Genomic DNA, 25450 nt, shown 5'->3' with positions numbered 1-25450 from the left:
GGGCGCGGGACGGGACTACAGCTCCGCCGGTGCCGACCCCTTCAGCGTCTCCAGGTCGAAGGACTCCGCCATCCGCGCGTACCCCTTGTCGCTGGGGTGCAGGTGGTCCCCCGAGTCGTAGTCGGACCGCAGCCGCCGCGGGTCGTACGGATCACGCAGCGCCTGGTCAAAGTCGGCCACGGCGTCGAACACCCGCCCGGCACGGATCTGCGCGTTGATCGTCTGGCGTACCGCCTCATGCGCCTCCGTGTATCCGCGGTGCCCGTAGAACGGCATCAGGGTCGCCCCGACCACCTTCACGCCGCGCGCGTGGGCCTGCCCGACGATCGTGCGCAGCCCGGCGAGGATCGCGTTCGGGTCGGCGAGCCGCGGGTTGCGCAGGATGTCGTTCACGCCGAGGTCGATGACGACGACCTTGACGTTCGTCCGCTCCAGCACGTCCCGTCCGAAGCGGTTCAGGCCGCTGGGGTTGTCCGCGGGGCGGCCCAGCCCGTCGGTGAGGACCTGGTTGCCGCTGATGCCCTGGTTGACGACGCTGTAGCGGGGCAGGTCCCGGCCGGCCGCGATCTCCGCGCGTAGCCGGTCGGAGAGGACGTCGGTCCACCGGCTGTTGGTGTCCGGCGTGGAGGTGATGCCGTCGGTCAGGGAGTCGCCGAGGGCGACGATCGTGCCGTCGGACTCGTTGCTCAGCACGTCCAGCGCGGTCAGGTACCGCCAGGAACCGGTTCGCTCGGTGTACGGCGTGCCCGTCGCGTCCTGCGTGACGTCGCCCTGGGCGACGTAGGAGGTCTGCCGGGCGTGGCGGTGGTAGGTGACCGGGCCGGAGCTGGTCGGCGTGTAGGTGGTGATCAGGACGTCGGAGTCGTGCGGGACGACGACCCGGACCGCGTCGCTCATCACCTGCCGGCCGGGCGGGATGACGACCGTGGGGCCGCCGCTGAAGGTCAGCTGCCGCATGGTGTCCGCGAGTGCCGCCGCCGTACCGCTGCCCGCGGAGACGGCGATCGTCGCCCGCGTGATGCTCAGCGGCGACTGGCCGTAGAGATTGGACAGCGTCACGCGGGCACTCGTACCGCCGACGCTGGTGTGGACGACATTGCGTACCGAACGGTCCGCCATGCCCGTGGTCTCGGTGCCGGGTTCGGCGGCGGAGGGAGATGTGGACCAGGTGCCGACCCAGGTGCCGGTGGAGGCGGGAGCGGCGGAGTTGTGAGGGGCGCGGCCGTCGCCGAGGGCGTTCCGGTTGCGCAGGCCGTCGTCGGACCCCACGCCGACGTATATGGCGGTGGAAAGGGCCACGATCGCTGCGACGACCAGGGCCAGGAGGGCGTAGCCACGTCCTCGGGTCATGCTGTTCAGTTCTCCTCGGGCGATGGGAGCCCAAGGCTCCGATCTGATGTGCCCATGATGCGGCATGGGCCGGGGGGAGCTCACAGGACCCCATGGCATTACCCCCTCCCGACAGACGCCGGGAACTCCTGATCCGTTCCAGGAGTCGGTCAGGAAGGGACAATGTGTGCGGGATCACCGAGCGGGTGGAGCGGATGGAACGGACGAAAGCAGCACAAAAGGGCACCGATACCGGAGGGCAGCATGCCCGCCCCGGCGTCGCCGTGAACCGTGCGATGACGACCTTCAGCCCGGCGGACGAGGAGAAACAGCGTGGCGTGCGGCAGATGAAGCTCACCGCCACCGGTCTGCTGTTGTTCGTCGCCCTGGTCTACGTCCTCGCCAAGTGGGCGCAGAACTCCGGCGCCGGCCCCTGGACGGGTTATGTCGCCGCGGCCGCCGAGGCGGGCATGGTGGGCGCACTCGCCGACTGGTTCGCCGTCACCGCCCTCTTCCGGCACCCCCTCGGCATCCCCATCCCGCACACCGCGATCATCCCCACCAAGAAGGACCAGCTCGGCGTCTCCCTGGGCGAGTTCGTCGGCGAGAACTTCCTCTCCGAGGACGTCGTACGGCAGCGGCTGCGCGCCGTCGGCATCGGCAGCCGCCTCGGTGCCTGGCTCGCCGTCCCCGAACACGCCGACCGGGTCACCGCCGAGCTGTCCACCGCCCTGCGCGGCGCCCTGACGGTCCTGCGCGACTCCGACGTCCAGGCCGTGGTCGGCGAGGCCATCACCCGCCGCGCCAACGCCCAGGAGATCGGGCCCGGCATCGGCAAGATGCTGGAGAAGGTCGTCGCCGACGGCGGCCACAAACGCGTCGTCGACCTCGTCGTCAACCGTGCGCACGACTGGCTGGTGCTGCACCGCGACGAGGTGATGGACGCCGTGGAGGGCGGCGCCCCCGGCTGGACGCCGAAGTTCGTCGACCGGAAGGTCGGCGAGCGCGTCTACCGGGAGCTGCTGCGCTTCGCCACCGAGATGCGCGACATGCCGGGCCACCCCGCGCGCGGCGCCCTCGACCGCTTCCTCACCGACTTCGCCTCCGACCTGCAGTCCGACACCGACACCCGTGCCCGGATCGAGCGGCTCAAGGGCGAGGTGCTGGGCCGCGGCGAGGTCCAGGACCTCATCGCCAGCGCCTGGACGGCCGTACGATCCATGATCGTCGCGGCGGCGGAGGACGAGCGCAGCGAACTGCGGCTGCGCGTACGGGCGTCCCTGCTGTCGCTGGGCTCCCGGATGGCGGCCGAGCGCAAGGTGCAGGACAAGGTCGACCAGTGGGTGGAGGACGCGGCCGTCTACGTCGTCACCACCTACCGCAAGGAGATCACCTCCCTGATCACGGACACGGTGGCGAGCTGGGACGCCGAGCACACCACGCGGAAGATCGAGGCCAACATCGGCCGCGACCTGCAGTTCATCCGCATCAACGGCACGGTGGTCGGCTCACTGGCCGGCCTGCTGATCTACACGGTGTCGCACGCGCTGGGGGCGTGAGGAAAGTAGCTCAGGGCGTAAGGGAAATCGCTCAGGGCACTCGATCCGGGTTCGCTCGACGTGGAGGGAGCCCATGAGAACCGCGCAGGCCGGGACCGGCCGAACCATCACCACCGACATCCCCGCCCGCCTCGACCGCCTCCCGTTGTCGCGCTGGCACTGGACGATCGTCATCGGCCTCGGCACCGTGTGGATCCTCGACGGTCTCGAAGTCACCGTCGTCGGCAACATCGCCAGCCGCCTGTCGGAACCCGGCAGCGGCCTGCCCATCACCTCCGGCGAAGTCACCGGCATGGCGGCAGCCCTCTACGTGGCGGGCGCCTGCCTGGGCGCCCTCTTCTGGGGCCGCCTGACCGACAAATGGGGGCGCAAAAAACTCTTCATGATCACCCTCGCGGTGTATCTGGCGGCCACAGCCCTCACCGCGATCTCCTTCGACACCTGGTGGTTCTTCCTCTTCCGCTTCCTCACCGGCTTCGGCATCGGCGGCGAGTACGCGGCCATCAACTCCGCGATCGACGAGCTGATCCCCAAGGAGTACCGCGGCCGCGTCGACCTGATGATCAACGGCAGCTTCTGGCTGGGCGCGGTCTTCGGCTCGCTGCTGTCGATCGTCGCGCTGGACACCGACATCTTCGCGGCGAACGTCGGCTGGCGCCTCACCTTCGCGCTCGGCTCGGTCCTCGCCCTGGTCATCCTCCTCGTCCGCCGGCACGTCCCCGAGAGCCCGCGCTGGCTCCTGATCCACGGCCGCGACGGCGAAGCGGAACGCATCGTCTCCACCATCGAACGCAAGATCGAGGAGGAGCGGGACGATCCGCTGCCGCGCCCCGAGGGCGACATCACCATCCACCAGCGCCGCAGCGTCTCCTTCCTGGAGATCGGCCGCACGGTCTTCTCCGACTACCGCAGGCGCGCGATCCTCGGCTTCTCCCTCTTCATCGGCCAGGCGTTCCTCTACAACGCGATCACCTTCGGCTTCGGAGCGATCCTGACGACGTTCTTCGACGTCCCGAGCGGCAACACCGGCTACTACTTCGCCGTCATCGCCATCGGCAACTTCTTCGGCCCGCTGCTCCTCGGCAAGCTCTTCGACACGGTCGGCCGCCGCATCATGATCTCCGGCACCTACCTGGTCTCGGGCCTGCTCCTGTTCGGCACGGCCTGGCTCTTCGACCAGGGCTCCCTGAGTGCGAACACGATGACGGCCTGCTGGTGCGCGGTCCTGTTCTTCGCCTCGGCCGGCGCCTCCAGCGCCTACCTGACGGTCTCCGAGGTCTTCCCGATGGAGACCCGCGCCATGTCGATCGCGTTCTTCTACGCCATCGGCACGGCCGCCGGCGGCATCAGCGGCCCGCTCCTGTTCGCCAAGCTCACGGAATCCGGTGTCGTCGGCGACACGGTCCTCGCCTTCTCGATCGGCGCGACGCTGATGTGCCTGGCGGGTCTGGTGGCGGCCCTCCTCGCGGTGCGCGCGGAACGCCGCTCCCTGGAGGACATCGCCAAGCCGCTGACGGCGGCGGACGGCGGCGGGAGGGCCGACGGTTCCGAGGGCGGGCCCGATGCGGAGGGGACTCGGGCGGCGACGGCGTAGGGCCGACAGCTGGGGCCGGCGGCTGGGGCCGGTGGTCGGGTCCGGCGGGTGGGGCCGGTGGTCGGGTCCTGCGGTCGGTTCCTGCGGCTGGGCCCTGCGGTCGGGGCCGGTGGTCGGGTCCGGCACCCGGGTCCGACGGTCGGAGTGCGGCCACGGTCCACCCGGCGGACGGCACGTGCGAGCGCGGAGCAGTTGCCGCGCTCGCACGGTGCTGTCTGCCTGCGGCTGCTGGGTCGCGGGCGGCCGTTTCTGCCGGTACGCGCTGGTCGGCCTGGGCAGGTATCGCGGGGCGGCGTACCGGCCCTGGCCGCGGCCAGTCGGGCCGCAGGGCCAATCCGACCCAAGGAGCAGCGCCCTCGCCGCGGGTGGGCCCAACCGGCGTCGCCGCGCGACCGCGGGTGGGTGACCGACTGGCGTCGCCTCGCGGGCGCGGGCGGGTGCCCCAAGCGTCTCGCCTGGGGGTGCGGGTGGGTGACCGACTGCCGTCGCCTCGCGGCCGCGGGAGATCGAGCGAGCCGGCTGTCGACGCCTGCGGCTACGAGTGAGCGACCACGGGCAGGCGAGTCGACTGTCGGCACGCTGTGCCCACGGGGGAGCGACCCAACAGCCGCCGCCCCGCCTCCTCGGGGTCCCCGCGGCCCCCGCAACGCCCCAGCCGCTACTCGCCCGGACTCCGCCGCACCTGGTCACGCCTCCGCAGCAACAGCAACCCGCCGGCCACAGCGCCGATCCCCGCCGCCGCGGCCCAGCCCGCAACATCCCCGGAACCGGTCGCGGCAAGGTCGTCCCCGGCGACCGGAGACGCCGACGCCTGCGGCCGGACACCCTCGGCCCGCCGTGACCCACCGGACGGACTCGGAGTCGGACTCGGACTCGGCGAGGGGCCCCCGACCGCCTCCTCCATCCGGTCCCGGGTGAACGCGAGCGTCCCGAACCCCAGCTGGTCGAACCCCCCACTGTTGGGCCCGTAATCCCCACCCCCGCCTTCAGGCGCGGCCTTGGCAGCCGCCCGCGTGAGGTACGACGCCGCCAACCCCCGCCGCTTGGTGTAGTGGTTGGCGATCATCGCCCAGATGGGCCGGGTCATCCCCGGATCCACGCCCGCGACACCGGACGCGGTCTCGCTCCCCGACCATCCCCCGATCGCCCCCTTCCGCCGCGTGTTGGCCGTGTACGGCACATCCCCGCCCAGGCTCCACTTGGCCACGTACTGCGCGCCCTTGAGGAACCGGCTGTCGTCGTACCCGTACAGATCGATCCCCTGGTTCCACGCCATCTCGCACACCGTGCCCATCAGCCCGACCCCGAGCAGCGCATGCCCTTGATCCCGCCCGGCCTCGACCCACTCGCCGAGCCCGTCCTCGTGGACGACGGGAATGGCGTGTCTGACCGACCCCATGCCGTCCCCGTGCTTGAAGTACTCCACGGCCCGCTCGACCACGGCCCGGTCGTCGCAGAAGATCCCGGTCGCCAGCACGCACGCGATGGCCGTCAGGTCCCAGTTGGGCCAGTAGTTGGTGACGACGGCGCCGTTGTGCCGGGTCAGGAAGTCGTCGCTCAGCGGGTGGAAGACGCTCCGCATCAGTTCCCGCGCTCGCCCGAGATCGAAGTCCCCGTGCCCACGCACCAGTTCCGCGGCATTGGCGAACTGATACCCGTACAGCCCCGCCGCCAGGAACCGATCGGCACTGCCCTCCAGCCGGGTCAGCTTCCCCGACCAGGCGTTGAGGATCGCCACGGCGGTGTCGGCGTGCGCCTCCTCGCCGCTGACGTGATAGCGCAGGGCGTTCTGGTACGCGGCGTGGATGTCGTTGTAGAGGATCGCGTAGTTCTGGGGCGTACCCGACCCCCGGTACACGACGGCCTGCGGATTCGGCCGCCACCCGCTCTGCGCATGCCGGTTGGCGGTGAGCTTGGCGAACCCGGCGGCGTACGGTCTGGCACCCGCCTTCACCTTGGCCGCCATACGGTCCAGATCGGCACGGGTGTGCAGCAGCCCGGGGTGAGCGAGAGGGGCGTCGGCAGCGCCGGCCGGGGTGGCGAGCGCAGTCGCACCGATACCGGTACCGATGCCGATGCCCGTTGCCTTCAGCATGCTCCGGCGGCTGATCTGTCGTGTCACTTCGTCGTACCTCAGCCTCGTAAGTCGCGTACCTGTGGGGGACGGTGAGGAGACGGCCGGACGGCGTGGGCGATAACAGAAACTGCGCTATAGTTGATCTGCGTCCAGTCGCCGGAACTCCGGTCGGCGGACAGTGCGTTGGTGGTCCAAGGAAAGACGCCCCACTTCCTGTGGGGAAATGCAGGTGCAAGGCCTGCCCGGCGCTCCGACAAGAACCCGGCCCTGGGATTCAGGGCCGGGTTCTTTGCTGTGTCCGCCGAGATGAGCCGGCCGGCTGCGCCGGCTCACCGAGATCAGCCGGTCACCCGCGCCGGTCCGCGACCGCCCACGACGCCAGCCCCACGGCCCCCGCCACCCCGAACACGGCAGGCCAGGCACCCACCTTCTTCGCCAGCGGATGAGACCCGGCGAAGGCGGCGACATACGCGGCCGACAACGCCCCCGCGGCCACCCCACCGGCCTGCTGCCGCCACTGCCGCGCGGCCGCCACCCCGGCCACGGCGAGCACGACCCCGCCGAGCGGCCGCTGCCTGGTCCAGCGGGCCACGCCGTACCCGCCCACGAGCCCGCTCGCGGCGACCACCGCACTGGGAACCTTCGCCATACCTGCCTCCTGCGTCCTACGCCCCGGTCGGGATCTTGAGGCTAGCCCGCAGGCTTCGGAAACCCGAACCTGAGCCCAGGCTTGTCAAGTTTCCTCCTCCGAGCTATATAAGAAGACGCAGACCGTAGGGCATCGCACCCACTGCACCTGAAGAGAGGAGTGACCAGTGATGCTCATGCGCACGGACCCCTTCCGTGAACTCGACCGACTCACCCAGCAGGTCTTCGGCCCCGCCACGAGCCGCCCGTCGGCGATGGCGATGGACGCCTACCGCTCCGGGGACGACTTCTTCGTCCACTTCGATCTCCCCGGCATCGACCCCGAGACGATCGAGCTGGACGTCGAGCGCAACGTCCTGAACGTACGAGCCGAGCGCAGGTCCGCCGCCCCCGAAGGCGCGGAACCGCTCGTCGCCGAGCGCCCCACCGGCACCTTCACGCGCCAGCTCTTCCTCGGCGACACGCTCGACACGGAGCGCATTGACGCCTCCTACGAGGCCGGCGTCCTGACCCTGCGCATCCCGGTGGCCGAGCAGGCCAAGCCCCGCCGCATCCAGATCACGGGCGGCGACGCGCGCAGGCAGATCGGCAGCTGACCCCCGCGGCACCGCGGCAACCGCCCGTACACAGGTCGCGCCGCCGGCACGATCCCCCCCCGGCGGCGCGACACCCACGCCCGCACCCACGCACACACTCGGAGGAAAACCCCACACATGAGCACGACGACGGTGCCCCGTGTGACGACCGGCCGCGTCCCCCACACCGACGACGACAACGGCTGGCCCCAGCTGATCGAAGCGGTCCGCGAAACGGGCCTCTACCCCACCCGGACGAAGGCGGAGCAGGTCACCCGCACCGTCCTGGCCGCCCTCGGCACCCACGTCACCGGCGACGAACGGGTCGACCTCGCCCGCGCCCTGCCCGAAGAGGCCGCCCGGCTGATCGCCGCCCAGATCCCGGCCACGCACCGGCTGACGGCCGCGCAGTTCGTCGACTCGGTCGCCTCCCGATCCCCGGGAGCCACCCCCGCCACAGCCCGCTGGGACGTCAGCTCGGTCCTCAGCGCGCTGCCGCCCCTCATCGGCGACGCCCTGGTGACCCGCATCCTGGCCCAACTCCCGCCCGGCTACGCCCTCCTGTTCGGCCGGGCGGACCTGACCCCGGCGTCGTAGGCTCGCGCAGCGCAGTGCGCAAGACGGCCACCCCTTGAGGCGAAGGGGTGGCCGTTCCTTGACCTCAAGTTTGCTTGAGGTCCTACGTTGACCGCATGAGCGCACAGACCGAGAACCTCAAGGAGTACTCCCCGGAGGAGCTGGCCGCCCAGCCGATCGGCGCCTGGACCGGCGAGGCCTACCGCAGGGTGGTGGGGGCCATCCGCGGCCAACTGGCCGTGGAGAACCTCACCCAGCCCCACTGGTGGACCCTCAACCACGCCTCCGGCGCACCCGGCCACTGGACCCGCGCGACCCTCACCGACCGCCTGACCCCCTACGACGACCAGAACACCGACTTCGACGCGGTCTACGACGACCTCATCGCCCGGGGCTGGCTCACCCAGGACGCGACGGGCGCCATGACCCTCACCGAGGAGGGCGAGGCCGGCCGCCTCCGCGCCCGGGAACGAAACCTCCGCGTCCACCACCGGACCCACGACGGCATCACCCAGGCCGACTTCATCACGACGATCAACGTCCTGCGCCGCATGGTCGCCAACCTGGGCGGCAACGGAAACCTCCCCGAGAACCCCAAATAGTTCGACAGGCCCCGGCCTCCCCACGCATCCTGCGAGACGCACCTCGCAGAACACCCCTGAGGGAGAAAGCCGTTGAACCCCACCATCCGCCACATCACCTTCGACTGCACGGGCGAGCCCTACGAACTGGCCGGCTTCTGGTCCGAGTTCCTGGGCCACCCCATCTCCGACATCGACAAGCCGGGGGATGACGAGGTCCTGGTCGAACTTCCGGACGGCGCGCCCGGCCTCCTCTTCGTCAGAGTCGACGAAGCCAAGACGACGAAGAACCGGATCCACTTCGACATGGGCCCCACCGGCCGCACCCGCTCCGAGGAGGTCGAACGCGCCGTATCCCTGGGCGCCCACATCCTGACGGACCGCACCCTCCCGAACGGCCGAGGCTGGGTCGTGATGGCGGACCCGGAGGGCAACGAGTTCTGCATCGAACGGGGAGAACTGGATGCGACCCATACGGATGAGAACCCGCTGAGCTGAACCAGGAGGAGCGCGTGTCACCGGCCGAAGCCCAACCACGGGTGTACGAGATCAGGATCCACGGATGCCCGAGCTCGGAGGAGGCCCTCGCTCTCCAAGACCCGATCGAAGGCCTCCTCTGCCCGGACCCCGACCATGCACCGCCGTGCGAGGTCCCCTGGAGCTTCACCCTCGCCGGCGAGGACGCCGACGACTCCACCACTCTCGTCCTGGGCGTGTATACGTCCAGCGGCCAGGCCACACAGGTGGCAGACCGGGTACGCGCCCTCGTGGGAGAGCCGCGGACCATCACTGTGAGCGAGGGCGACGAAGAAGAGTGGGAGGAACTGGTCGCGCAGTACCGGTTCGAGAAGGGGCTGAGCTAGGTCTCGCCGGGTCAGGGCCTCGTACTGACGCGCCTCACGGTCTGGATGAAAGAACGCCACGCATCGCTGCTCACCGCGATCACGTGCGCCTCTGCCCTCTTCGAGTCGCGAACAAGAGCGCCATCACCGGTGAGCGCACACTCGACGCACTCGCCTCCGGCGCCGTTGCTGTACGACGACGTGAACCACACCAGACGGCTGCCGCCGCCGGACTCGGGCAATATCACTACGCGTAATCCTTCAAGATCGACTCAATCAACAGGGCCGAGCGCTGAGGACTCAGGGCCGCCGCTCGCAGGCCGTCGAACGCCCTCGTGTACTCACGTACATGATGCTCGCCCTCCAGATACACGGCATCAGTAATGCCGTCCCGATACACGATGTCCGGATCCTCCGGGGCGGGGAAACCCAGCAGGGTGAACGAACCAGTGGTGGGACAGGTCCCTGAGTCGAACGGGAGGACCTGCAAGGTCACCGTCGGCAGCTCGGCCGTCTCAAGGACTCGTTCCAACTGCTCCCGCATCAAGGCGCGATCACCGATGACGTGGCGCAGCGCGCCCTCGTTCACGATGAACCAGGCATCCGGAGCATCCGCCTGCCGCAGCATGGCTTGGCGTTCCATGCGCACCCGTACCGCCTTCGCGATGTCCTCCACGGACATATGTGCCCCGGCCTTGTGCAGCTCGGACGCGTACACCTCGGTCTGCATCAGGCCGGGTACCACCTCGCACTGGTACTGGCGGAAGGTTGAGGCGTCCTGCTCAAGGCCGATGTAGATGTTGAACCACTCGGGCACGCCGGCGCCGTGGACCTGCCACCAACCGCGTACTTTCGCCTGCCGGGCCAGTGACTTGAGGAACTCGCGCAGTTCGTCGCTCGTGCCGTAGAAGCGGCACAGGGCATCGATGTCCGAGGGCTGGACGCGTCCGCTGCCCGTCTCCATCCGGTTGACCTTGGAGCCGCTCCAATCCAGGGCTTCGCCGACCTGGGCGCAGGTGAGGGCGCTCTTCTCGCGGAGCTTCTTCAGCTCGATCGAGAGGCGCCGACGGCGTGCCGTGGGTGATCCGGCCATCTCAACCCTCTTTCCAATAGCGAGCGTTCAGTCTCGCGCCAAGGGATGTGCTTGCCAATCACTCAGAAGTGGGAATCCCTTCCTGCACATTGCAGAACGGGATGCGTTCCCAGCACTCTGGTCACCGACGCAACTCACCGTGAGCATCCGTGACGTTGCGCTGCCGATGCGGTGCCAACCGCGACGAAAGGGGTCCGCGTGAGTCAGGAAGCCTGCATGCCACGCAAGCCATGGGACATCGCCTTCACGGCCGAACCCGCGGAAGTGGCGGCCCTGCGCCGGATCATGCGGCTGCGCTTGGGCGTGTGGGGATTGCACGACCTCGTCGACGAAGCCCAACTGTGCGTCAGCGAGCTGGTGTCCAACGTCATCACGCATGTCGGGCCCGGTACCCCCGCGACCCTGGCCGTCTTCATGACGGGCACGCACCTGCGCATCGAGGTGCGCGACCCTGACACGCGTGCGCTGCCCACCCTCCGCGACGCGAGCACGGACTCCGAGGCGGGGCGAGGGTTGGCTCTCGTGGACGCCGTCGCCGACCGCTGGGGCGTGCTGCTACGCCCCGATCACAAGGTCACGTGGTGCGAGCTGACGACGCAACTAGCCACGGCCCACGGCCACGTGGAAGCCTCCAGCGTGATTCGGGCCGAGGCCCTTCTGCGCCACTACGCCGCCGCTGCGCAGCCACGGCGCAGAGCTGGTGCGAGCAGACTGACCTCGACCGTGGCGGAGGAGACGGTGATCGCGGCGATCACCGACTTTCTCCACTGGTTCCGAGCCCACGGCCGAGACGCGGACGACATGCTCGACCGAGCACAGATGCGCTTCGAGGCCGAGTACGCCGCTCCGCGTCAGCAGTTGTGAGGCTTCACCCGGCAGCGATTGCTGAGTACGTCCAGACGTCGGCCGGGATCGGGTGCTTCAACTGCCAGGTGATAGCCATCGGCTTGCTGCCCGTGTGCTCCACATAGTCGGCAGGTCCGAGCAACATCCACGGCTGGGCGCCGCCGATGTCCGTGGCTTTGTAACGACGCACGAAGAGCAGCACGTGGCTGCCATCTGTGGCGTGGCGCTGGTACCGCAAGCCCGTGGGAGAGGTCTCCGAGGTCTGGTTTTGGGACTCCCAGTGGAAGCGGGTCTCGCTGAGGGCATAGTCGTGGTAGCGGGTCTGTGGGGAGAAGTCCTTCTCATCCTTCTCCAGGGTGATGAGTAGGGCGTCGGTCTTGATGGACTCGCACCACTTCACGCCCTCGCGGAAATCGCCAGGCATGAAGCCGCCGATGGTCGACTGGCCCAGAGCAGGCAAGATCTCCTCGCGGCTGTACGAGGCGTGGATGGTCAGCGGGATTCCCGTGTCGCCACCGATTCCGAGGAGCGGAATCGGGATGTGCTCTGTGTGGGCGAGGTTATACGCCAACACCTGGCGGAGTTCGCTCCGCACGGCCTGCTGCTTGCGCAGTGCAGCGAAACCAGAGTCGTAGCTCGCGAAGCCCTTGCGGGTCACACCGCCGAGGGGCCAGAGCTGGAAGAAGAGCATGCGGGCATACGCCTGTCCTTGCTCATCGAGCTCGCTATAGGCAGGCGCGTCATCTTCCAACAGTCGGGTGTACGCCGCAACACGCAGTGGATCGTCCACGTGCAGAAACGCAGGGACGCGCTTGAGGAGTGCTGCTTCACCTTCGGGTGCCTCGATTTGCAGGAGCCCCGCACGGCGCAACAAACCGGTCCATGAGTTGCCGTTCCCTCGGTAGAGCTCTTTGAGCTCACGGCCGCTCTCTTCCAGGTAGCGACTGAGCCTCGGTTCGGCATAGTCCGCAACTTCGTGTGCTAGTGCCGTGACGTTGACGCCAATCTGATCCTTGATGTTGGCGATGATTGCCTTCTTCGCCTTCTCTTCAAGGATGATCTGGCAGCCGGAGGGGAGCTGGGGGAAGTCATGCTCGATGTGGTCGAGCAGCCGTTTACGAGTCAGGTTGGTGAGGGCGCGAAACTGGGTCTCGAAACGGAATTCCTTGCGATGCTGTCCGATGAAGTCCAGTACCGTGAGCACTGCCTTGCCTTCGGACCGGCGGAGTCCGCGCCCTAGCTGCTGCAAGAACACCGTGGCGCTGGAGGTGGGACGCAGAAGCAGCAGCGTGTCCACGTCCGGGATGTCGAGGCCTTCGTTGAAGAGGTCGACCGAGAAGATCACCTGGAGCGTGCCCGATGCCAGGTCCTTCAACGCCTGCTTGCGCTGCTCGGCCGGCGTCTCCCCAGACAGAGCGATGGCCGCGAGGCCGGCCGTTCTGAAGACCTCAGCCATGAAGTGAGCATGGGCTACTGACACGCAGAACCCCAACGCTCGCATGGTGCTGGGATCGGACAGCTTCTCGCGCACGGCCTTCACAACTAGCCTGGCACGTCTGACGTTGCTCGACAGCACATTGCTCAGCGCTGCTGGGTCGTACGTCCCGCGCTTCCACTCCACCGTGCTGAGATCTGTGGAGTCGCTGATTCCGAAGTAGTGGAAAGGGCTGAGTAGATCGTTTTCGAGCGCCTCCCACAGGCGCATTTCGGCTGCGATCCGGCCGTCGAAGAACTCGTCCTGAACGTTCTTGCCGTCCATACGCTCAGGTGTGGCCGTGAGCCCTAGGAGCTCCAACGGCTGGAAGTGATCGAGGATCTTACGGTAGGTCGGTGACGTGCCGTGGTGGAACTCGTCGATGACGATCACGTCGAAGTGATCCGGGGCGAGGCGATCCAAGCCCTTTGAGCTCAGCGACTGCACGCTAGCGAAGACATGCGACCAACGCTCTGGGATTTCACCGCTGTGTAGCGATTCGCCGAAGTTCGCGTCCACCAAGACGTCTTGGTAGGTCCTCATTGACTGATCGAGGATCTCTTTACGGTGGGCGACGAAGAGTATCCGCAGGTCACGGCCGTGCTTCTTGCGCAGTTGCTTGTAATCGAGCGCTGCCATCACGGTCTTGCCTGTGCCTGTTGCCGCCACCAGCAGGTTCCGGTGTCTGTCGTGCACTTCTCGTTCGACTTCGAGCCGCTCCAGCATGTCGCGCTGATGGGGATACGGTCGTACCTCCAGCCCTGACAAGGTGATCCTGCGCTGGGCCACGGACGTCGCCGAGGTACCGTCCGCAATCGCTAGGGCCTCCTGTAGGCGTTCGCCATCGGCCCTCGGGTCGTACGTCTCGAAGGACGGGTCGCTCCAGTAGGCGTCGAAGGTGGCCTCGAACTTGCGCATCACGTCGGGTGTGGCGACAGAGGAGAGTCGGACGTTCCACTCCAGACCATCGAGAAGCGCAGCCTTGGACAGGTTGGAGCTCCCTACGTATGCCGTGTCGTATCCGCTCTCACGGCGGAACAGCCACGCCTTGGCGTGCAGCCGCGTCGAGCGGGTCTCGTAGTTGACCTTGACCTGAGCGTTGAACTCTTCCACTAGCCGATCCAACGCACGCCGCTCGGTTGCGCCGATGTAGGTCGTCGTGATGACCCGTATCGGTACCCCTCGTGCATGGGCTGCCTTCAACGACTGCTCAAGGATCCGCAGTCCATGCCACTTCACGAAGGCACACAGCAGGTCCACCCGGTCAGCGGTGGTGAGTTCCGCGCGCAGTTCGAAGCCGAGGCTCGGGTCTTCCGGCGAGTTGGTGATCAGAGCAGCATCGGAGAGCGGGATACCTGGGCGTACGGCAAAGACGCCGGGTGCCTCTTGCCGGGTGATCGCGAGGAGTTGGCGTGGTCCGTCTGCGATCAGGTCCACCCACTCCTTGGCGCCGTGCAGTGTGCTGAGGGACTCCAAGATGTGGTTCGCCGCGTGGACCCGCTCCTCTGCCGGAAGGTTCTGCAACACACGCCGAACCGTCCCCCCAACGTGCCGCGCTAGGACGTGTGGCACAGACTCGGGCCCTACGGCCTCGCTGACCGGATGCCATCCGAGACTGACCAGCTCTTTCAACTGCTGCTCAAAGCGGAGCGTGATCAGCTGCTCGTACAGTCCATCCGCTGGGGCAGAGATGTCGGTGCGGCTCTCAGACACAGCAGGCTCCCCCGATTGATCGCGACGATCGACAATGAGGCTGTTCTACCAAGAGGCACTGACAAGGGGCCCCGGGGTGGGCAAACAGTGTCCAGGGCTGGGCAGGGTCGGTCGTCAGGATGCGCGACGTAGATCTTTTTAGCGACATAACTGATCGTTTCGAGTTACGTTTTGGGTGTGCACTTACGTGACCTGCTCATACGCATAGCGGAGACCTACGACCCGAAGGCTGGTTCGGCTAACGGCGTGTCAGCCCAAGACCTCCTTCGGGAGGTCGAGGGGATGTCCGATTTGCCGTTGCCCCATGGCTTCGTCGCCTCGGGGTACGGAGGGAAGGGATCTGCGAGCAGCACTCCGTGGATCGGCGTGTTTGGCAAGTCGATCAATATGCAGGCCCAAGAGGGTCTGTACCTCGCCTACATCTTCGACTCGACTCTGGCCTCCGTGACTCTCACGTTGCAGCAGGGCGTAACGAAGCTCTCGGATGAGTACCCCAAGCTGGGCGACCGGCTCAGGGAACTGCGGCGGCGAGCAAGGCACCTCAGGGCAGGTATAGAACCCGAGCTGGCCATGCATTGGGCCCACACGCCGGCCTTCCGCTCCAAGCTCGAACGCCCCCGGGCGTACGAGGCAGCGAGCGTGGCAGCCCGCCGGTACGAGATTGCGAGCATGCCAGCGGAGGAAGTCCTCGCAGAGGAGCTCCATATGGCATCTCTGCTTCTCCGCGACGCTGCCGCGAGCCATCGGGTCTGGCTCCAACAGCCGAGGGAGAACGAGCCCATCGTCTACGAGGGTGAAAGTCACCGCTTAGGCGATGACCCCCTCGACGGTTTCCGTCCGAATGACAGCAGCGACTACTACGTCCACATCAAGGGCGGCCGTCGACGCAGGGAACGTCACCACGAAGAGCTCATCAAGGACTTCGGCCTTCACGTCGTCACGCGTGGGTATCAACCGATCACACAGGGTATGTATCCGCGGGACCTGGTCCTGCGTCGCCCCATCGTGGATCAGCAACGCTCCTGGCTTGTGGAGGGCAAGGCCATAAAGCGGGGCAACGCGACCCAGGCCGTTCGTGAGGCCGTGGGGCAGCTTTATGAGTACAGCTTCTACTGGCACCAGAAGCGCGGCGAGCCGAAGCCGCACCTTGTGGCCCTCTTCACGGAAGGAATAGGGCACTATGCCGAGTACCTAGAGGAACACGGCATCGCGTCCATCTGGCGCGCTGAAGGCGGGGCTTGGGTGGGTTCTCCCACGGCCGTCTCATGGGATCTGGCCGTAGGAGCCTGACCAGGCGTACGAACCCCGGCGACATTCAGTTGCCGTAGTGGCCACCCGCTTCTCGGCCAGTGTCGTCCCTCCGCGCCCCGCCCCAAGGGCGCTTCACTCCGCTGCGCTGCGTTCCGCGTCGGCTGCGCCGATGGCCCTGCGGGCCACCCTTGACCCGGGCCGCTCCAGCACGGGAGAGAAGCGAGCGGGCGGCCCGGGGAAGCGGGGTCCAGGGTCGGTGGCGCTCCAGTGCGGTGTGCAGGTGCCCGGCGTGACGGGCGCGTCAGCGGTTCCGCGCACGCCGGGTTGGCTCAGCGGCGACCCGCAGGGGGACGTGGAGTCGGAAATCAGGCAGCGCTGCCATGGCACTGGCCGTACGTCGCGCCCGAGCCGCACCAGCAAGCCGCCCCCTGCTGCGGCGGCCACGCCACCGCCCGCCCTCGTGCCGCAAGTGTCGTCGCGTACTGAGGGAGGAGCGTCGCGTCGCCCGGGGAGGAGAGTTCCGAGGCGGCGAAGGCCTCGTAGGACGGGACCGTGCCCGTGACGATGCCCAGGTTCGGGGTGCCGGAGGAGGACAGTTCGCGGAGGGCCGTCTCTATGGTCGCGAGGTGTTCCTCGTGGGTCGGGTACTCCGTCGACAGCGACGGATACGCCTCCAGGAGTTCCGTGAGCTCGCCCGCCGGCCAGTGCAGGATCGCCACCGGGAACGGGCGGGACAGGGCCTCCCGGTACGCGCCCAGTTCTGCTCGGAGGCGGAGGATCTCCGCCTCCAGTTCCGCAGGGTTCTCCGAGCCCAGGGACCACACGCGCTTGGGGTCGTGGAGTTCGTCCAGGGTGATCGGGAGGGAGTGGACGGTGTCCGCCAGGGCGTCCCACTCGTCGTGGGACCTGCCCAGCATGCGCCGTACGCGGTGGCGGCCGAAGAGGAGGGGGTGGGTGGCGTAGGGGGGCTCCGCGACGTCCGTCAGGAGGCGGTGCACGGCCTCCGTGAACGTCTCGTGGGCCGCTTCCAGTTCGTCGTGGGCTTCCAGGGACTCCGCGACGATCACCCAGGGGGCCGGGTCCTTGGGGGACGCCACCCGGACGCCCTCGATGATCGCGCGGGCCTCGGCCTCGTGGCCGTACTCCCAGAGGTTCGAGGCCTTGAGCGCCCGTACCAGGTGGGGGTTCTCCAGGCCGTCGGGGGAGGCGAGGAGGCGGTCGTAGAGAGTCGAGGCGGTGGGGCGGTCGCCGGAGAGCTCCAGGTGGGCCGCTGCCCGCAGCAGCAGGGCCTCGGCGTCCTCGGGATACAGGCCGGCGGTCCGCTCCAGGCGTGCCGCCTCGGCGGTGTGGTCGACGTTTTCGGCAGGCGTGTCGGGGCGCATGGGGGACACCGTACTGCCGGCAGGTGACGAGCGTGAGAGATGCGCAGGCCAGACCACCCGGCCTCCCGACTTCCCATGCTCGCCACCCAGATTTCACGGTTCGCCCCGAACCGCCGCCGCAGACCTACAGCGTCACGCCGTCGATGTGCAGGGTTTGGACCGACTTCGCCGCGAATGGGATGCTTACCGACTTGCCGGACAGGCGGATGTCGGAGCGTGCCGTATAGAGGTCGCTGCCGCCCGTCGTGACCGTGTTCCAGCGGGGGACCAGGCCGCCGGAGCCGCCCGTCACCGTCGAGAAGCGGGAGAGGTCGAAGGTCAGGGTCTGGGCGGAGGTGGCGGTGTTCACGGCGACGATCACCAGGCGGCGGTTCGTCGCGTCGTACGCCGCCACCGCGTAGCTCACGCCCGTGTCCATGATCGTCATGCCGGGGCGGATGTGGCGGCTGAACTGGGCCATCACGTAGTGCTTGGTCTGGACGGTGGTCGGCTGGAGGGTGTTCGCGTCGTAGGCGATCATCGCCCAGCCCGTCGACGGGTCCATGACCTGCCAGTAGCACCAGGCCGTGGGGTGCAGCCAGCGGAAGTCGTAGCAGAGGTTCGACGCCATGGTCAGGCCCGTGCCGTCACTGTCGCCCGTCTCGGAGTTCCACAGCTTCTTGCGGGAGGTGGTCACCACGTCCGTGTAGAGGAGGTCGCGGCGGCCGCCCGAGCCCTGGTAGCCGTGCACGTTGACCTGGGAGACCAGGGCCTTGGTGGAGGAGTTGAAGGACGCCCACGTCGAGCGGGCGGTGTCGTAGTTCGTCTCGTCCGAGGCGGCGATGCGCAGGCCCGTGAGGCCGCGTTTGTCCAACTCGCTGCGCATGTAGGGGAGTACGGCCGCCTGGACCGCCGGGTCCATGTGGCAGCCCTCCTGGGTGCCGGTCGCGGTCCACCAGGTGGAGGCCGGCTCGTTGAAGGGGTCGACCGTCGCGAAGTTCACGCCCCAGTTGTTCTTCGCGTACAGGGCCGTCGCCGCCAGGTGGGAGGCGTGCTGGCGGTAGTTCCAGGTCTGCAGGTTGTTGCCGCCGCCCGCCGCGCCGGAGGGGTTGTGGTTGGCGCACATCCACCACATCGGGGAGTTGGCGAACAACTCGGTGATCGCGCCCCGCTGCGTCGCCTTCACCAGCATCGCGCGCTGGTTGGCGTCCGCCGACCACTTCCATGCCGAGGAGGTGGGGTCCTCGTTGTTCCAGTCCTGCCAGAAGCCCTCGATCTGCTTGAAGGCGGGGATGTTGGGCGACTTGACCATCGTCTCGCCGCCGACGCTGTTCCAGCTGCACGCGCCGAGGTTGTAGCGGGCGATGTTGAGGCCCAGGCCGGGAAGGGAGCGGCCGTTGTACGTCACGGACTTGGTGGTGAAGAACAGGTCGGCGAAGTCGTCCCGGGCGCCGAAGACGTTGGCCCACCAGGCGAGGGAGGTGCCCCAGCCCTCCCAGGTGCCGTACGTCGTCGACGGGTTGACGGCGATCGTGGCGTCCGCGTGCGCGGTGCCCGTCGCCAGGGCGCTGCCGAGGAACGTACCGCCTGCTGCGGCCAGCAGGCTTCTGCGTCGGATCACGGCTCCTCCGTAAGGGAGTTGAGGGCAGACGCCGGTCCCCGGCCCGGCGTCGCAGGGGGTGTCCCGTTGTCGGTGACGAGAAGCATCGGGTGTGGCGGGTGGGTTGTCGAGAGTTCTGACGAACCTTCCTCAAACCCGTGTACGAAGTCGCGGACACGCTCGCGGGGGTGATCCTGTATAACGAACAACAGGACATACACACGTACGAGAGGAGGGGCAGCCGATGAACCGGAAGTGGGCGACTCTGCGTCCCGCCCTCGCGCTGCTCTTCCTGCTCGTCGAGGTGGCGCTGCTCGACACCGGCAGCCTCTCCGCCACCGTCGCGCTCGCCGCGACCGCCGCCGCCTCGTCCGCCCTCGCGCTGTGCGCCCTCGTCGCCTCGCGCTGCGCGCCCGCCGTGCCGCGTACGCGGGTGCGTACGGCCATCCGCGACCGTGATCTCCGTACGGCCTTCCTGCCGCAACGCGACCCCGACGCCCGGGGCCGTACCCGGCCCCGGGCACCCGGTCACGCCCTCCGGGCGACCGTCGCGTAGGGGCACATCCACACAGAGGTGACCCCGCGCGGGTCGTCATGCCGCCATGACCTGTTCCGGCACGACGAGACCCCCGGAGGGCTCACCCATGTCCGTCTTCGCCAGCCTGGTCGAGCACCTTGCCGACCTGCTCCAGCCGTTGTTCGGCGCCTCGGCGGCCGCCGCGGCGATCGTCCTGTTCACCGCGCTCGTACGACTCCTCGTCCACCCCTTGTCCCGGGCCGCCGCGCGCGGACAGAAGGCCCGGACCGCGCTCCAGCCGAAGATCGCCGAGCTGCGGAAGAAGCACGGGAAGAACCCCGAGAAGCTCCAGAAGGCCGTGCTGGAGCTGCACGCCGAGGAGAAGGTGTCGCCGCTGGCCGGCTGCCTGCCGGGGATGCTGCAGATTCCCGCGTTCTTCCTGCTCTACCACCTGTTCTCCAGCGACACGATCGGCGGAGAGGCCAACGTGCTGCTCGGCCACCAGTTGTTCGCGGCGCCGCTGGGGGAGCGGTGGACGGACGCGCTCGACGGCGGTCTCCTCGGTGGCGCGGGGCTCGTGTACGCCGGGCTGTTCGTCGTCGTGGCCTGCGTCGCCGCGTTCAGCTACCGGCTCAGCAAGCGCATGATGGCCGCGAACCCGGCCGCCCTGGCCGGTGCCGGGGAGCAGGTGCCCGGGCTGGGGGCGGTCACCAAGGTGATGCCGTTCATGTCGTTCTTCACGCTCGTCACCGTGGCCGTGGTGCCGCTGGCCGCCGCGCTGTACGTCGTGACCAGTACGACGTGGAGTGCCGTCGAGCGGGCCGTGCTGTACCGGTGACCAGGCGGGCGGGGTCCAGTACGTGAACGGGGTATTGCGGTGTGCACTCCCAGCTTGGAGGATCGACCAGTCCTCCGATGGCTGCCCCGCCGCATCCGGGTCGCGCTCATCGGCCGGGCGCCCGCGATCGAGGGAGATTGATCATGAAGCTGCTGCGAGTCGGTACGGCGGGGGCGGAGCGGCCCGCGCTGCTCGACGCCGAAGGGACCCTGCGGGACCTGTCGGGCGTCGTCGCTGACATCGACGGCGCGCTGCTCGCCGACGAGGAGGCGCTCGGCCGGGTCCGGGCCGCCGCCGACGCCGGTGATCTGCCCGTACTGGACGCCACCGGGCTGCGGGTCGGCCCGCCGCTGGGGCGGATCGGCAAGATCGTCTGCATCGGGCTGAACTACCACGACCACGCGCGCGAGACCGGCGCCGAGCCGCCCGCCGAGCCGGTCGTCTTCATGAAGGCGCCGGACACGGTGGTCGGGCCGGACGACACGGTCCTCGTGCCGCGGCGGTCCCTCAAGACCGACTGGGAGGTCGAGCTGGCCGTCGTCATCGGGCGTACGGCCAGGTATCTGGAGTCCGCGGAGGAAGGGCTCGCGCATGTCGCCGGGTACGCCGTGGCGCATGACGTGTCCGAGCGGGAGTTCCAGATCGAGCGGGGCGGGACCTGGGACAAGGGGAAGAACTGCGAGACGTTCAACCCGCTGGGGCCGTGGCTCGTGACGGCGGACGAGGTGCCCGATCCGCAGGCCCTGTCCCTGAAGCTCTGGGTCAACGGGGAAATGAAACAGGACGGGACCACGGCCGAGCAGATCTTCCCGGTGGGGGAGGTCGTGCGGTACCTCAGTCAGTTCATGACGCTGTACCCCGGCGACGTCATCAACACGGGGACACCGGCGGGGGTTGCCCTGGGAGCTCCCGAGCCGAAGCCGTTCCTGCGGGCCGGTGATGTCGTGGAGCTCGAGATCGAGGGGCTCGGACGGCAGCGGCAGGAGTTCAAGGACGCGTAGGCGCTCCGCTGGGAGGGCCGGGGAACTGCGGTCCGTTTGCGGCTGCGGGCAGTCCGTGGCCGGTCGCGCAGTTCCCCGCGCCCCTTGGGGCGCTCACCTCACGCCAGTGCGGAAGCCAGGTCGCGCCACGCCTTCCTCGGGAGGGCGTCGCGGGGCTCGCCGGTCAGGACCTGGAGGGCGACGTGGTCCGCGCCCGCCTCGAAGAAGGCGTCGATCTTGGTGCGGATCGCCGTGTCGTCGCCCCAGGCGAACAGGGCGTCGACCAGGCGGTCGCTGCCGCCGTCCAACAGGTCGTCCTCGGTGAAGCCGTGCCGGAGGAAGTTGTTGGTGTAGTTCGGCAGGGGGAGGTAGATCTCCAGGAACTCGCGGGCCAGGGCGCGGGCGCGGGCCGGGTCCGTCTCCGGGACGACGCCCAACTCCGGGGCCAGCAGCGGGGCCTCGCCCAGGATCTCGCGGGCGTGCGCCGTGTGCTCCGGGGTGACCAGGTACGGGATCGAGCCCGCCGCCCGGTCGCGGGCCAGCCGCAGCGACTTCGGCCCCAGGGCGGCCAGGAGGCGCCGGTCCGACGGCACTCCGGCGGCGTCCAAGCCGTCGAGATGCTCGACCAGGGCCGAGTACGGGCGGGCGTACTGCTCCACCCGCTTGGCGTGGCTCACCCCGAGGCCCAGCAGGAACCGCCCGGGATGGGCCGACTCCAGTTCCGCGAACGCAGTGGCGGCGGCGTCCGGCTCGTGCTGCCAGATGCTCTGGATGCTGGTGCCGACCGTGAGCTCCGAGGTCGCCTCGATCAGCGGGGCGGCGTTGGCGGCGGAGCTGTTGCCGCCCAGCCAGACGGCGCCGAAGCCGAGTTCCTCCAGTTCGGCGGCGGCCTCGGCGAGTTCGCCGCGCCGGTCCCGGTCCTCCGAGCGCAGACCTACGCTCCAGATGCCGTACCGGCCGACGGTCTCCTTCAGGGGGGTGCTCATCGGTGGGGTTCCCTCCGGTTGGGGCGCCGTGCTTGATCACGCGTACGCAGGTGCCAACCGGAGGGAGTCCCCGCTAATTCCGGGCGCGGACCGGCACTGGACCTAGCGCTCCAGGAACCGCTCCAGCGCCTCGACCACGAGCCGGTGGTCCTGGAGTTGCGGCAGTCCGGACACAGTCACCGCGCCGACCACGCCCACGCCCTCGACGGTGATCGGGAAGGAGCCGCCGTGGGCCGCGTAGGTGTCGGGGTCGAGGCGCGAGGACTCCTCGAAGGTGCTGCCCTTGGCGCGGAAGCGGGCGCCGACCAGGTAGGAGGCGGAGCCGTAGCGCTCGACCACTCGGCGCTTGCGGGCGATCCAGGCGTCGTTGTCCGGGGTGGAGCCGGGCAGCGCCGCGTGGAAGAGCTGCTGGCCGGCGCGGTGGATGTCGATGGCGACCGGGGCCTGCCGCTCCCGGGCCAGCTCGACGAGGAGCGAGCCGAGCGCCCAGGCGTCGTCGTACGTGAACTGGCGGAACACCAGCTGGCGTTCCTGCTTCTCCAGCTCCTCCAGGCTCGGGGTGAGCTCCGGGTGGAACTTCGGGGTGAGCCCCTGGCTGTGCGAGGGGTTGCTCTTGTGGGTCACAGGGTCACCGTCACCTTCTCGAGGGCCGAACGACGAGCGGCCTCCAGTACGTCCAGGGCGGCGGCCGCCTCCCGCGCGGTCACCGGGTTCGGGGCGCCCTCCAGCAGCGCCTTCGCCACGGCCGCATAGTAAGCGGGGTAGTCGCCCGGGAGGGTGGGTTCGGGTCGGCCGCCGCCGGTCACCGGGGACTCGCCGGAGCCGACACGGCCCCACAGCGACTCGGGCTCCGCACCCCAGTCGGGGCCGGGGCGCAGGCCCTCCCGGAGCGCCGCCTCCTGCGGGTCGAGGCCGTACTTGACGTAGCCGGCGGTGGAGCCCAGGACGCGGAAGCGGGGGCCGAGTTGGGCGGTGGTCGCCGAGACGTAGAGGTGGGAGCGGACGCCGTTGGTGTGCGTGATGGCGATGAACGTGTCGTCGTCCGTCTCGGCGCCCGGGCGGCGGATGTCCGTCTCCGCGTACACGGAGGCCGCCGGGCCGAACAGGACCAGGGCCTGGTCCACGACATGACTGCCGAGGTCGTAGAGCAGACCTCCGATCTCTGCGGGGTCGCCGGACTCCCGCCAGCCGCCCTTCGGCTTCGGGCGCCACCGCTCGAAGCGGGACTCGAACCGCCACACGTCGCCCAACTCGCCCTCGTTCAGCAGCTTGCGCAGGGTGAGGAAGTCGTTGTCCCAGCGGCGGTTCTGGAAGACGGAGAGGAGCAGTTCGCGCTCCTCGGCGAGGGCGGCCAGCTCGCGGGCCTCGGCGGCCGTGCCCGCGACGGGCTTGTCGACCACGACCGGCAGGCCGGCCCGCAGCGCGGCCGTCGCGAGCGGCACGTGCGTCTTGTTCGGGGACGCCACGACGATCAGGTCCAGCTCGGCGGCCCGCTCGAACAGCTCGTCCGGCGTGGCGGCGAGGCGTACGTCCGGGAACTCGGCACGGGCCTGCTGCTGCCGTTCCGGGTTCGAGGTGACCACCGTGTCGAGGGCGAGGCCCTCCGTGGCGGCGATCAGCGGGGCGTGGAAGACGGAGCCGGCGAGGCCGTAGCCGACGAGGCCGACGCGGAGGGGCGAGCCGGGGGCTGTGCCGAGGGGTGTGCCAGTCATGCCACCCACTTTCGCAACGCTGTTGCCAAAGTGCAAGCGCCGGGGACAATGGGTGACGTGAACAGGGCGGACGACCGTACGGGCGGAGTGGGCGGCATGCGCGGGGCGGGCGGCGCGGGGACAGCCGGGGCAGCCGGGGCAGGGGGCGGCGGGGCGAATCTGCTCGCCCTGCGCAGCCACAACGCCGCGCTGGTCCTCGACCTGCTGCGGACGGCCGGGGACGAGGGCATCAGCCGGCTCGAACTCGCCGAGCGGACCGGGCTCACCCCGCAGGCCGTCAGCAAGATCACGGCCCGGCTGCGGGAGGACGGGCTCGCGGCGGAGGCGGGACGCCGGGCGTCGACCGGGGGCAAACCGCGCACGGTGCTGCGGCTGGTGCCGGAGGCCGGGCACGCGGTCGGGGTCCATCTGGACCGGGACGAGGTGCGGGTCGTGCTCGTGGATCTGCGGGGAACCGTGGTGGGGGAGCGGCGGGCCGCGCTGGACCTCGGGGCCGGGGCGGAGGCCGTCCTGGGAGCGGTACGGGAGGCCGTGGCCGGGGTACTGCCGGCCGGGCTGGAGGGGGCCTCCCGGCAGGGACCGGCCGGGCTGGACCGGGCCTCCCGGCAGGGACCGGCCGCGAGCCCGGCCCTGCTGGGGGCGGGCGTCGCGCTGCCCGGGCCGCTCGATCATGCCCGGGGTGTGCTGCACCGGGTGACCGGATTCCCCGAGTGGGACGGCTTCCCGCTGCGGGAGGCGCTGGCGGAGCGGCTCGGGGTTGCGGTCGTGGTCGACAAGGACACCAACGCGGCGGCGCTGGGCCTCGCCGCCGGGGGTGAGGGCGGCTCCTTCGCCTACCTGCACCTCGGCACGGGGCTCGGGGCCGGGCTGGTCATCGGCGGCAGCGTGCACCGGGGGGCCAGGACCGGGGCCGGGGAGTTCGGCCACCAGGTGATCCAGCTCGACGGCCCGCCCTGCACCTGCGGGAACCGCGGCTGTATCGAGGCCCTGTGCCTCGAAGCGGTGGCGCGCGGCGATCTGGAGGAGGCGGCGCGGGTGCTCGGGGCCGGGGCGGCGAACCTCGTGGGGCTGCTCGACATCGACATCGTCCTGCTGGGCGGCCGCACGGTGGCGGCGGCGCCGGAGGCCTTCACGGGCGGGGTCGGCGCGGTGCTGAAGGCCCGGGCCCGGCGAACGGGCCAGGACGCCGTACCGGTGCGCGTCGCGGCCGGGGGAGACGGGGCCGTGGCGGTGGGGGCGGCGCAGCTGGTGCTGGGGCCGGTGTTCGGGCGCGGGGGTGGATGAGGCCGACCTGCTGG

Annotated in this window: 24 protein-coding genes; 13 read left to right on the top strand and 11 right to left on the bottom strand. The window is 69.4% G+C overall.

The window, feature by feature from the left end; genetic code table 11:
• Positions 1 to 15: 15 nt before the first annotated feature.
• The gene (locus tag AB0G20_RS04030) at positions 16 to 1350 is read right to left on the bottom strand and encodes an SGNH/GDSL hydrolase family protein (RefSeq protein WP_361295377.1); all 1335 of its coding nucleotides are present in this window, start codon (positions 1348 to 1350) and stop codon (positions 16 to 18) included.
• A 164-nt stretch (positions 1351 to 1514) separates the two neighbouring features.
• On the opposite strand from AB0G20_RS04030, the gene AB0G20_RS04025 reads away from it, so the two are divergent.
• On the top strand, positions 1515 to 2888 hold the full coding sequence (locus AB0G20_RS04025; RefSeq protein ID WP_361295374.1) for a DUF445 domain-containing protein: 1374 nt from the start codon (positions 1515 to 1517) through the stop codon (positions 2886 to 2888).
• A 73-nt stretch (positions 2889 to 2961) separates the two neighbouring features.
• A complete protein-coding gene (locus AB0G20_RS04020; protein WP_361295371.1) occupies positions 2962 to 4482 on the top strand; it encodes an MFS transporter in 1521 nt (506 codons plus the stop codon).
• Positions 4483 to 5140: 658 nt separating this feature from the next.
• Here AB0G20_RS04020 and AB0G20_RS04015 read toward each other — a convergent pair.
• Together AB0G20_RS04015 and AB0G20_RS04010 are read right to left on the bottom strand one after the other, a co-directional pair.
• Entirely contained in the window at positions 5141 to 6577 is a 1437-nt protein-coding gene (locus AB0G20_RS04015; protein WP_361295827.1) for an alginate lyase family protein, read from the bottom strand.
• A 328-nt stretch (positions 6578 to 6905) separates the two neighbouring features.
• Complete coding sequence (locus AB0G20_RS04010; protein ID WP_104779710.1) at positions 6906 to 7208, bottom strand: hypothetical protein; 303 nt, start codon at positions 7206 to 7208, stop codon at positions 6906 to 6908.
• 169 nt (positions 7209 to 7377) lie between these two features.
• Between AB0G20_RS04010 and AB0G20_RS04005 the strand changes: the two genes are divergently transcribed.
• The 5 genes from AB0G20_RS04005 to AB0G20_RS03985 all read left to right on the top strand — a co-directional run bounded on the left by AB0G20_RS04005 (position 7378) and on the right by AB0G20_RS03985 (position 9802).
• Complete coding sequence (locus AB0G20_RS04005) at positions 7378 to 7803, top strand: Hsp20/alpha crystallin family protein (RefSeq protein ID WP_361295368.1); 426 nt, start codon at positions 7378 to 7380, stop codon at positions 7801 to 7803.
• A gap of 117 nt (positions 7804 to 7920) precedes the next feature.
• Positions 7921 to 8379, top strand: coding sequence for a DUF2267 domain-containing protein (locus AB0G20_RS04000; protein WP_361295365.1), 459 nt, complete (start codon positions 7921 to 7923; stop codon positions 8377 to 8379).
• A gap of 95 nt (positions 8380 to 8474) precedes the next feature.
• The gene (locus AB0G20_RS03995) at positions 8475 to 8960 is read left to right on the top strand and encodes a MarR family transcriptional regulator (protein WP_361295362.1); all 486 of its coding nucleotides are present in this window, start codon (positions 8475 to 8477) and stop codon (positions 8958 to 8960) included.
• 72 nt (positions 8961 to 9032) lie between these two features.
• Positions 9033 to 9437, top strand: coding sequence for a VOC family protein (locus AB0G20_RS03990; protein ID WP_361295359.1), 405 nt, complete (start codon positions 9033 to 9035; stop codon positions 9435 to 9437).
• Positions 9438 to 9451: 14 nt separating this feature from the next.
• A complete protein-coding gene (locus tag AB0G20_RS03985) occupies positions 9452 to 9802 on the top strand; it encodes a hypothetical protein (protein ID WP_361295356.1) in 351 nt (116 codons plus the stop codon).
• Positions 9803 to 9813: 11 nt separating this feature from the next.
• Here the strand turns inward: AB0G20_RS03985 and AB0G20_RS03980 are convergent, their stop codons facing one another.
• Positions 9814 to 9993, bottom strand: coding sequence for a DUF397 domain-containing protein (locus AB0G20_RS03980; RefSeq protein ID WP_361295824.1), 180 nt, complete (start codon positions 9991 to 9993; stop codon positions 9814 to 9816).
• 35 nt (positions 9994 to 10028) lie between these two features.
• A complete protein-coding gene (locus AB0G20_RS03975) occupies positions 10029 to 10874 on the bottom strand; it encodes a helix-turn-helix transcriptional regulator (RefSeq protein ID WP_361295353.1) in 846 nt (281 codons plus the stop codon).
• Positions 10875 to 11090: 216 nt separating this feature from the next.
• Between AB0G20_RS03975 and AB0G20_RS03970 the strand changes: the two genes are divergently transcribed.
• On the top strand, positions 11091 to 11738 hold the full coding sequence (locus AB0G20_RS03970; RefSeq protein WP_361295350.1) for an ATP-binding protein: 648 nt from the start codon (positions 11091 to 11093) through the stop codon (positions 11736 to 11738).
• A 4-nt stretch (positions 11739 to 11742) separates the two neighbouring features.
• On the opposite strand, the gene AB0G20_RS03965 is transcribed toward AB0G20_RS03970, so the two are convergent.
• A complete protein-coding gene (locus tag AB0G20_RS03965; RefSeq protein WP_361295347.1) occupies positions 11743 to 14907 on the bottom strand; it encodes a DUF3427 domain-containing protein in 3165 nt (1054 codons plus the stop codon).
• Between the two features lie 177 nt (positions 14908 to 15084).
• Here AB0G20_RS03965 and AB0G20_RS03960 point away from each other — a divergent pair, with 177 nt between their 5' ends.
• Positions 15085 to 16197, top strand: a complete 1113-nt coding sequence (locus AB0G20_RS03960; protein WP_361295344.1) for a DUF3578 domain-containing protein — start codon at positions 15085 to 15087, stop codon at positions 16195 to 16197.
• A 326-nt stretch (positions 16198 to 16523) separates the two neighbouring features.
• Here AB0G20_RS03960 and AB0G20_RS03955 read toward each other — a convergent pair whose 3' ends face one another.
• Together AB0G20_RS03955 and AB0G20_RS03950 are read right to left on the bottom strand one after the other, a co-directional pair.
• Positions 16524 to 17540, bottom strand: a complete 1017-nt coding sequence (locus tag AB0G20_RS03955) for an SEC-C metal-binding domain-containing protein (protein ID WP_361295341.1) — start codon at positions 17538 to 17540, stop codon at positions 16524 to 16526.
• Positions 17541 to 17664: 124 nt separating this feature from the next.
• Positions 17665 to 19140 carry a beta-1,6-galactanase gene (locus tag AB0G20_RS03950; RefSeq protein WP_361295338.1) on the bottom strand — a complete coding sequence of 492 codons (1476 nt, stop codon included), beginning with the start codon at positions 19138 to 19140 and terminating at the stop codon, positions 17665 to 17667.
• Positions 19141 to 19363: 223 nt separating this feature from the next.
• On the opposite strand from AB0G20_RS03950, the gene AB0G20_RS03945 reads away from it, so the two are divergent.
• The 3 genes from AB0G20_RS03945 to AB0G20_RS03935 all read left to right on the top strand — a co-directional run bounded on the left by AB0G20_RS03945 (position 19364) and on the right by AB0G20_RS03935 (position 21475).
• On the top strand, positions 19364 to 19675 hold the full coding sequence (locus AB0G20_RS03945) for a DUF6412 domain-containing protein (protein ID WP_361295336.1): 312 nt from the start codon (positions 19364 to 19366) through the stop codon (positions 19673 to 19675).
• Positions 19676 to 19763: 88 nt separating this feature from the next.
• Entirely contained in the window at positions 19764 to 20474 is a 711-nt protein-coding gene (locus AB0G20_RS03940) for a YidC/Oxa1 family membrane protein insertase (protein ID WP_361295333.1), read from the top strand.
• Positions 20475 to 20617: 143 nt separating this feature from the next.
• Positions 20618 to 21475, top strand: a complete 858-nt coding sequence (locus AB0G20_RS03935; RefSeq protein WP_361295330.1) for a fumarylacetoacetate hydrolase family protein — start codon at positions 20618 to 20620, stop codon at positions 21473 to 21475.
• 98 nt (positions 21476 to 21573) lie between these two features.
• On the opposite strand, the gene AB0G20_RS03930 is transcribed toward AB0G20_RS03935, so the two are convergent.
• The 3 genes from AB0G20_RS03930 to AB0G20_RS03920 form a co-directional block, all read right to left on the bottom strand.
• Positions 21574 to 22440 (bottom strand): LLM class F420-dependent oxidoreductase, encoded by an 867-nt coding sequence (locus tag AB0G20_RS03930; RefSeq protein WP_361295327.1) that lies wholly within the window; start codon positions 22438 to 22440, stop codon positions 21574 to 21576.
• 102 nt (positions 22441 to 22542) lie between these two features.
• Positions 22543 to 23064 carry a heme-degrading domain-containing protein gene (locus AB0G20_RS03925; protein ID WP_361295324.1) on the bottom strand — a complete coding sequence of 174 codons (522 nt, stop codon included), beginning with the start codon at positions 23062 to 23064 and terminating at the stop codon, positions 22543 to 22545.
• Positions 23061 to 24152: a Gfo/Idh/MocA family oxidoreductase gene (locus AB0G20_RS03920; protein ID WP_361295321.1), complete on the bottom strand. Its 1092-nt coding sequence runs from the start codon at positions 24150 to 24152 to the stop codon at positions 23061 to 23063. The genes AB0G20_RS03925 and AB0G20_RS03920 overlap by 4 nt, the downstream gene beginning before the upstream one ends.
• A gap of 96 nt (positions 24153 to 24248) precedes the next feature.
• Between AB0G20_RS03920 and AB0G20_RS03915 the strand changes: the two genes are divergently transcribed.
• Positions 24249 to 25436 (top strand): ROK family transcriptional regulator, encoded by a 1188-nt coding sequence (locus tag AB0G20_RS03915; protein WP_361295821.1) that lies wholly within the window; start codon positions 24249 to 24251, stop codon positions 25434 to 25436.
• Positions 25437 to 25450 lie beyond the last annotated feature (14 nt).

Source organism: Streptomyces sp. NPDC024017 (genome assembly GCF_040638895.1).
GTDB lineage: Bacteria > Actinomycetota > Actinomycetes > Streptomycetales > Streptomycetaceae > Streptomyces.
The sequence above is the reverse complement of the archived record's forward strand: the minus strand, read 5'-3'. Positions and strand labels throughout refer to the sequence as shown.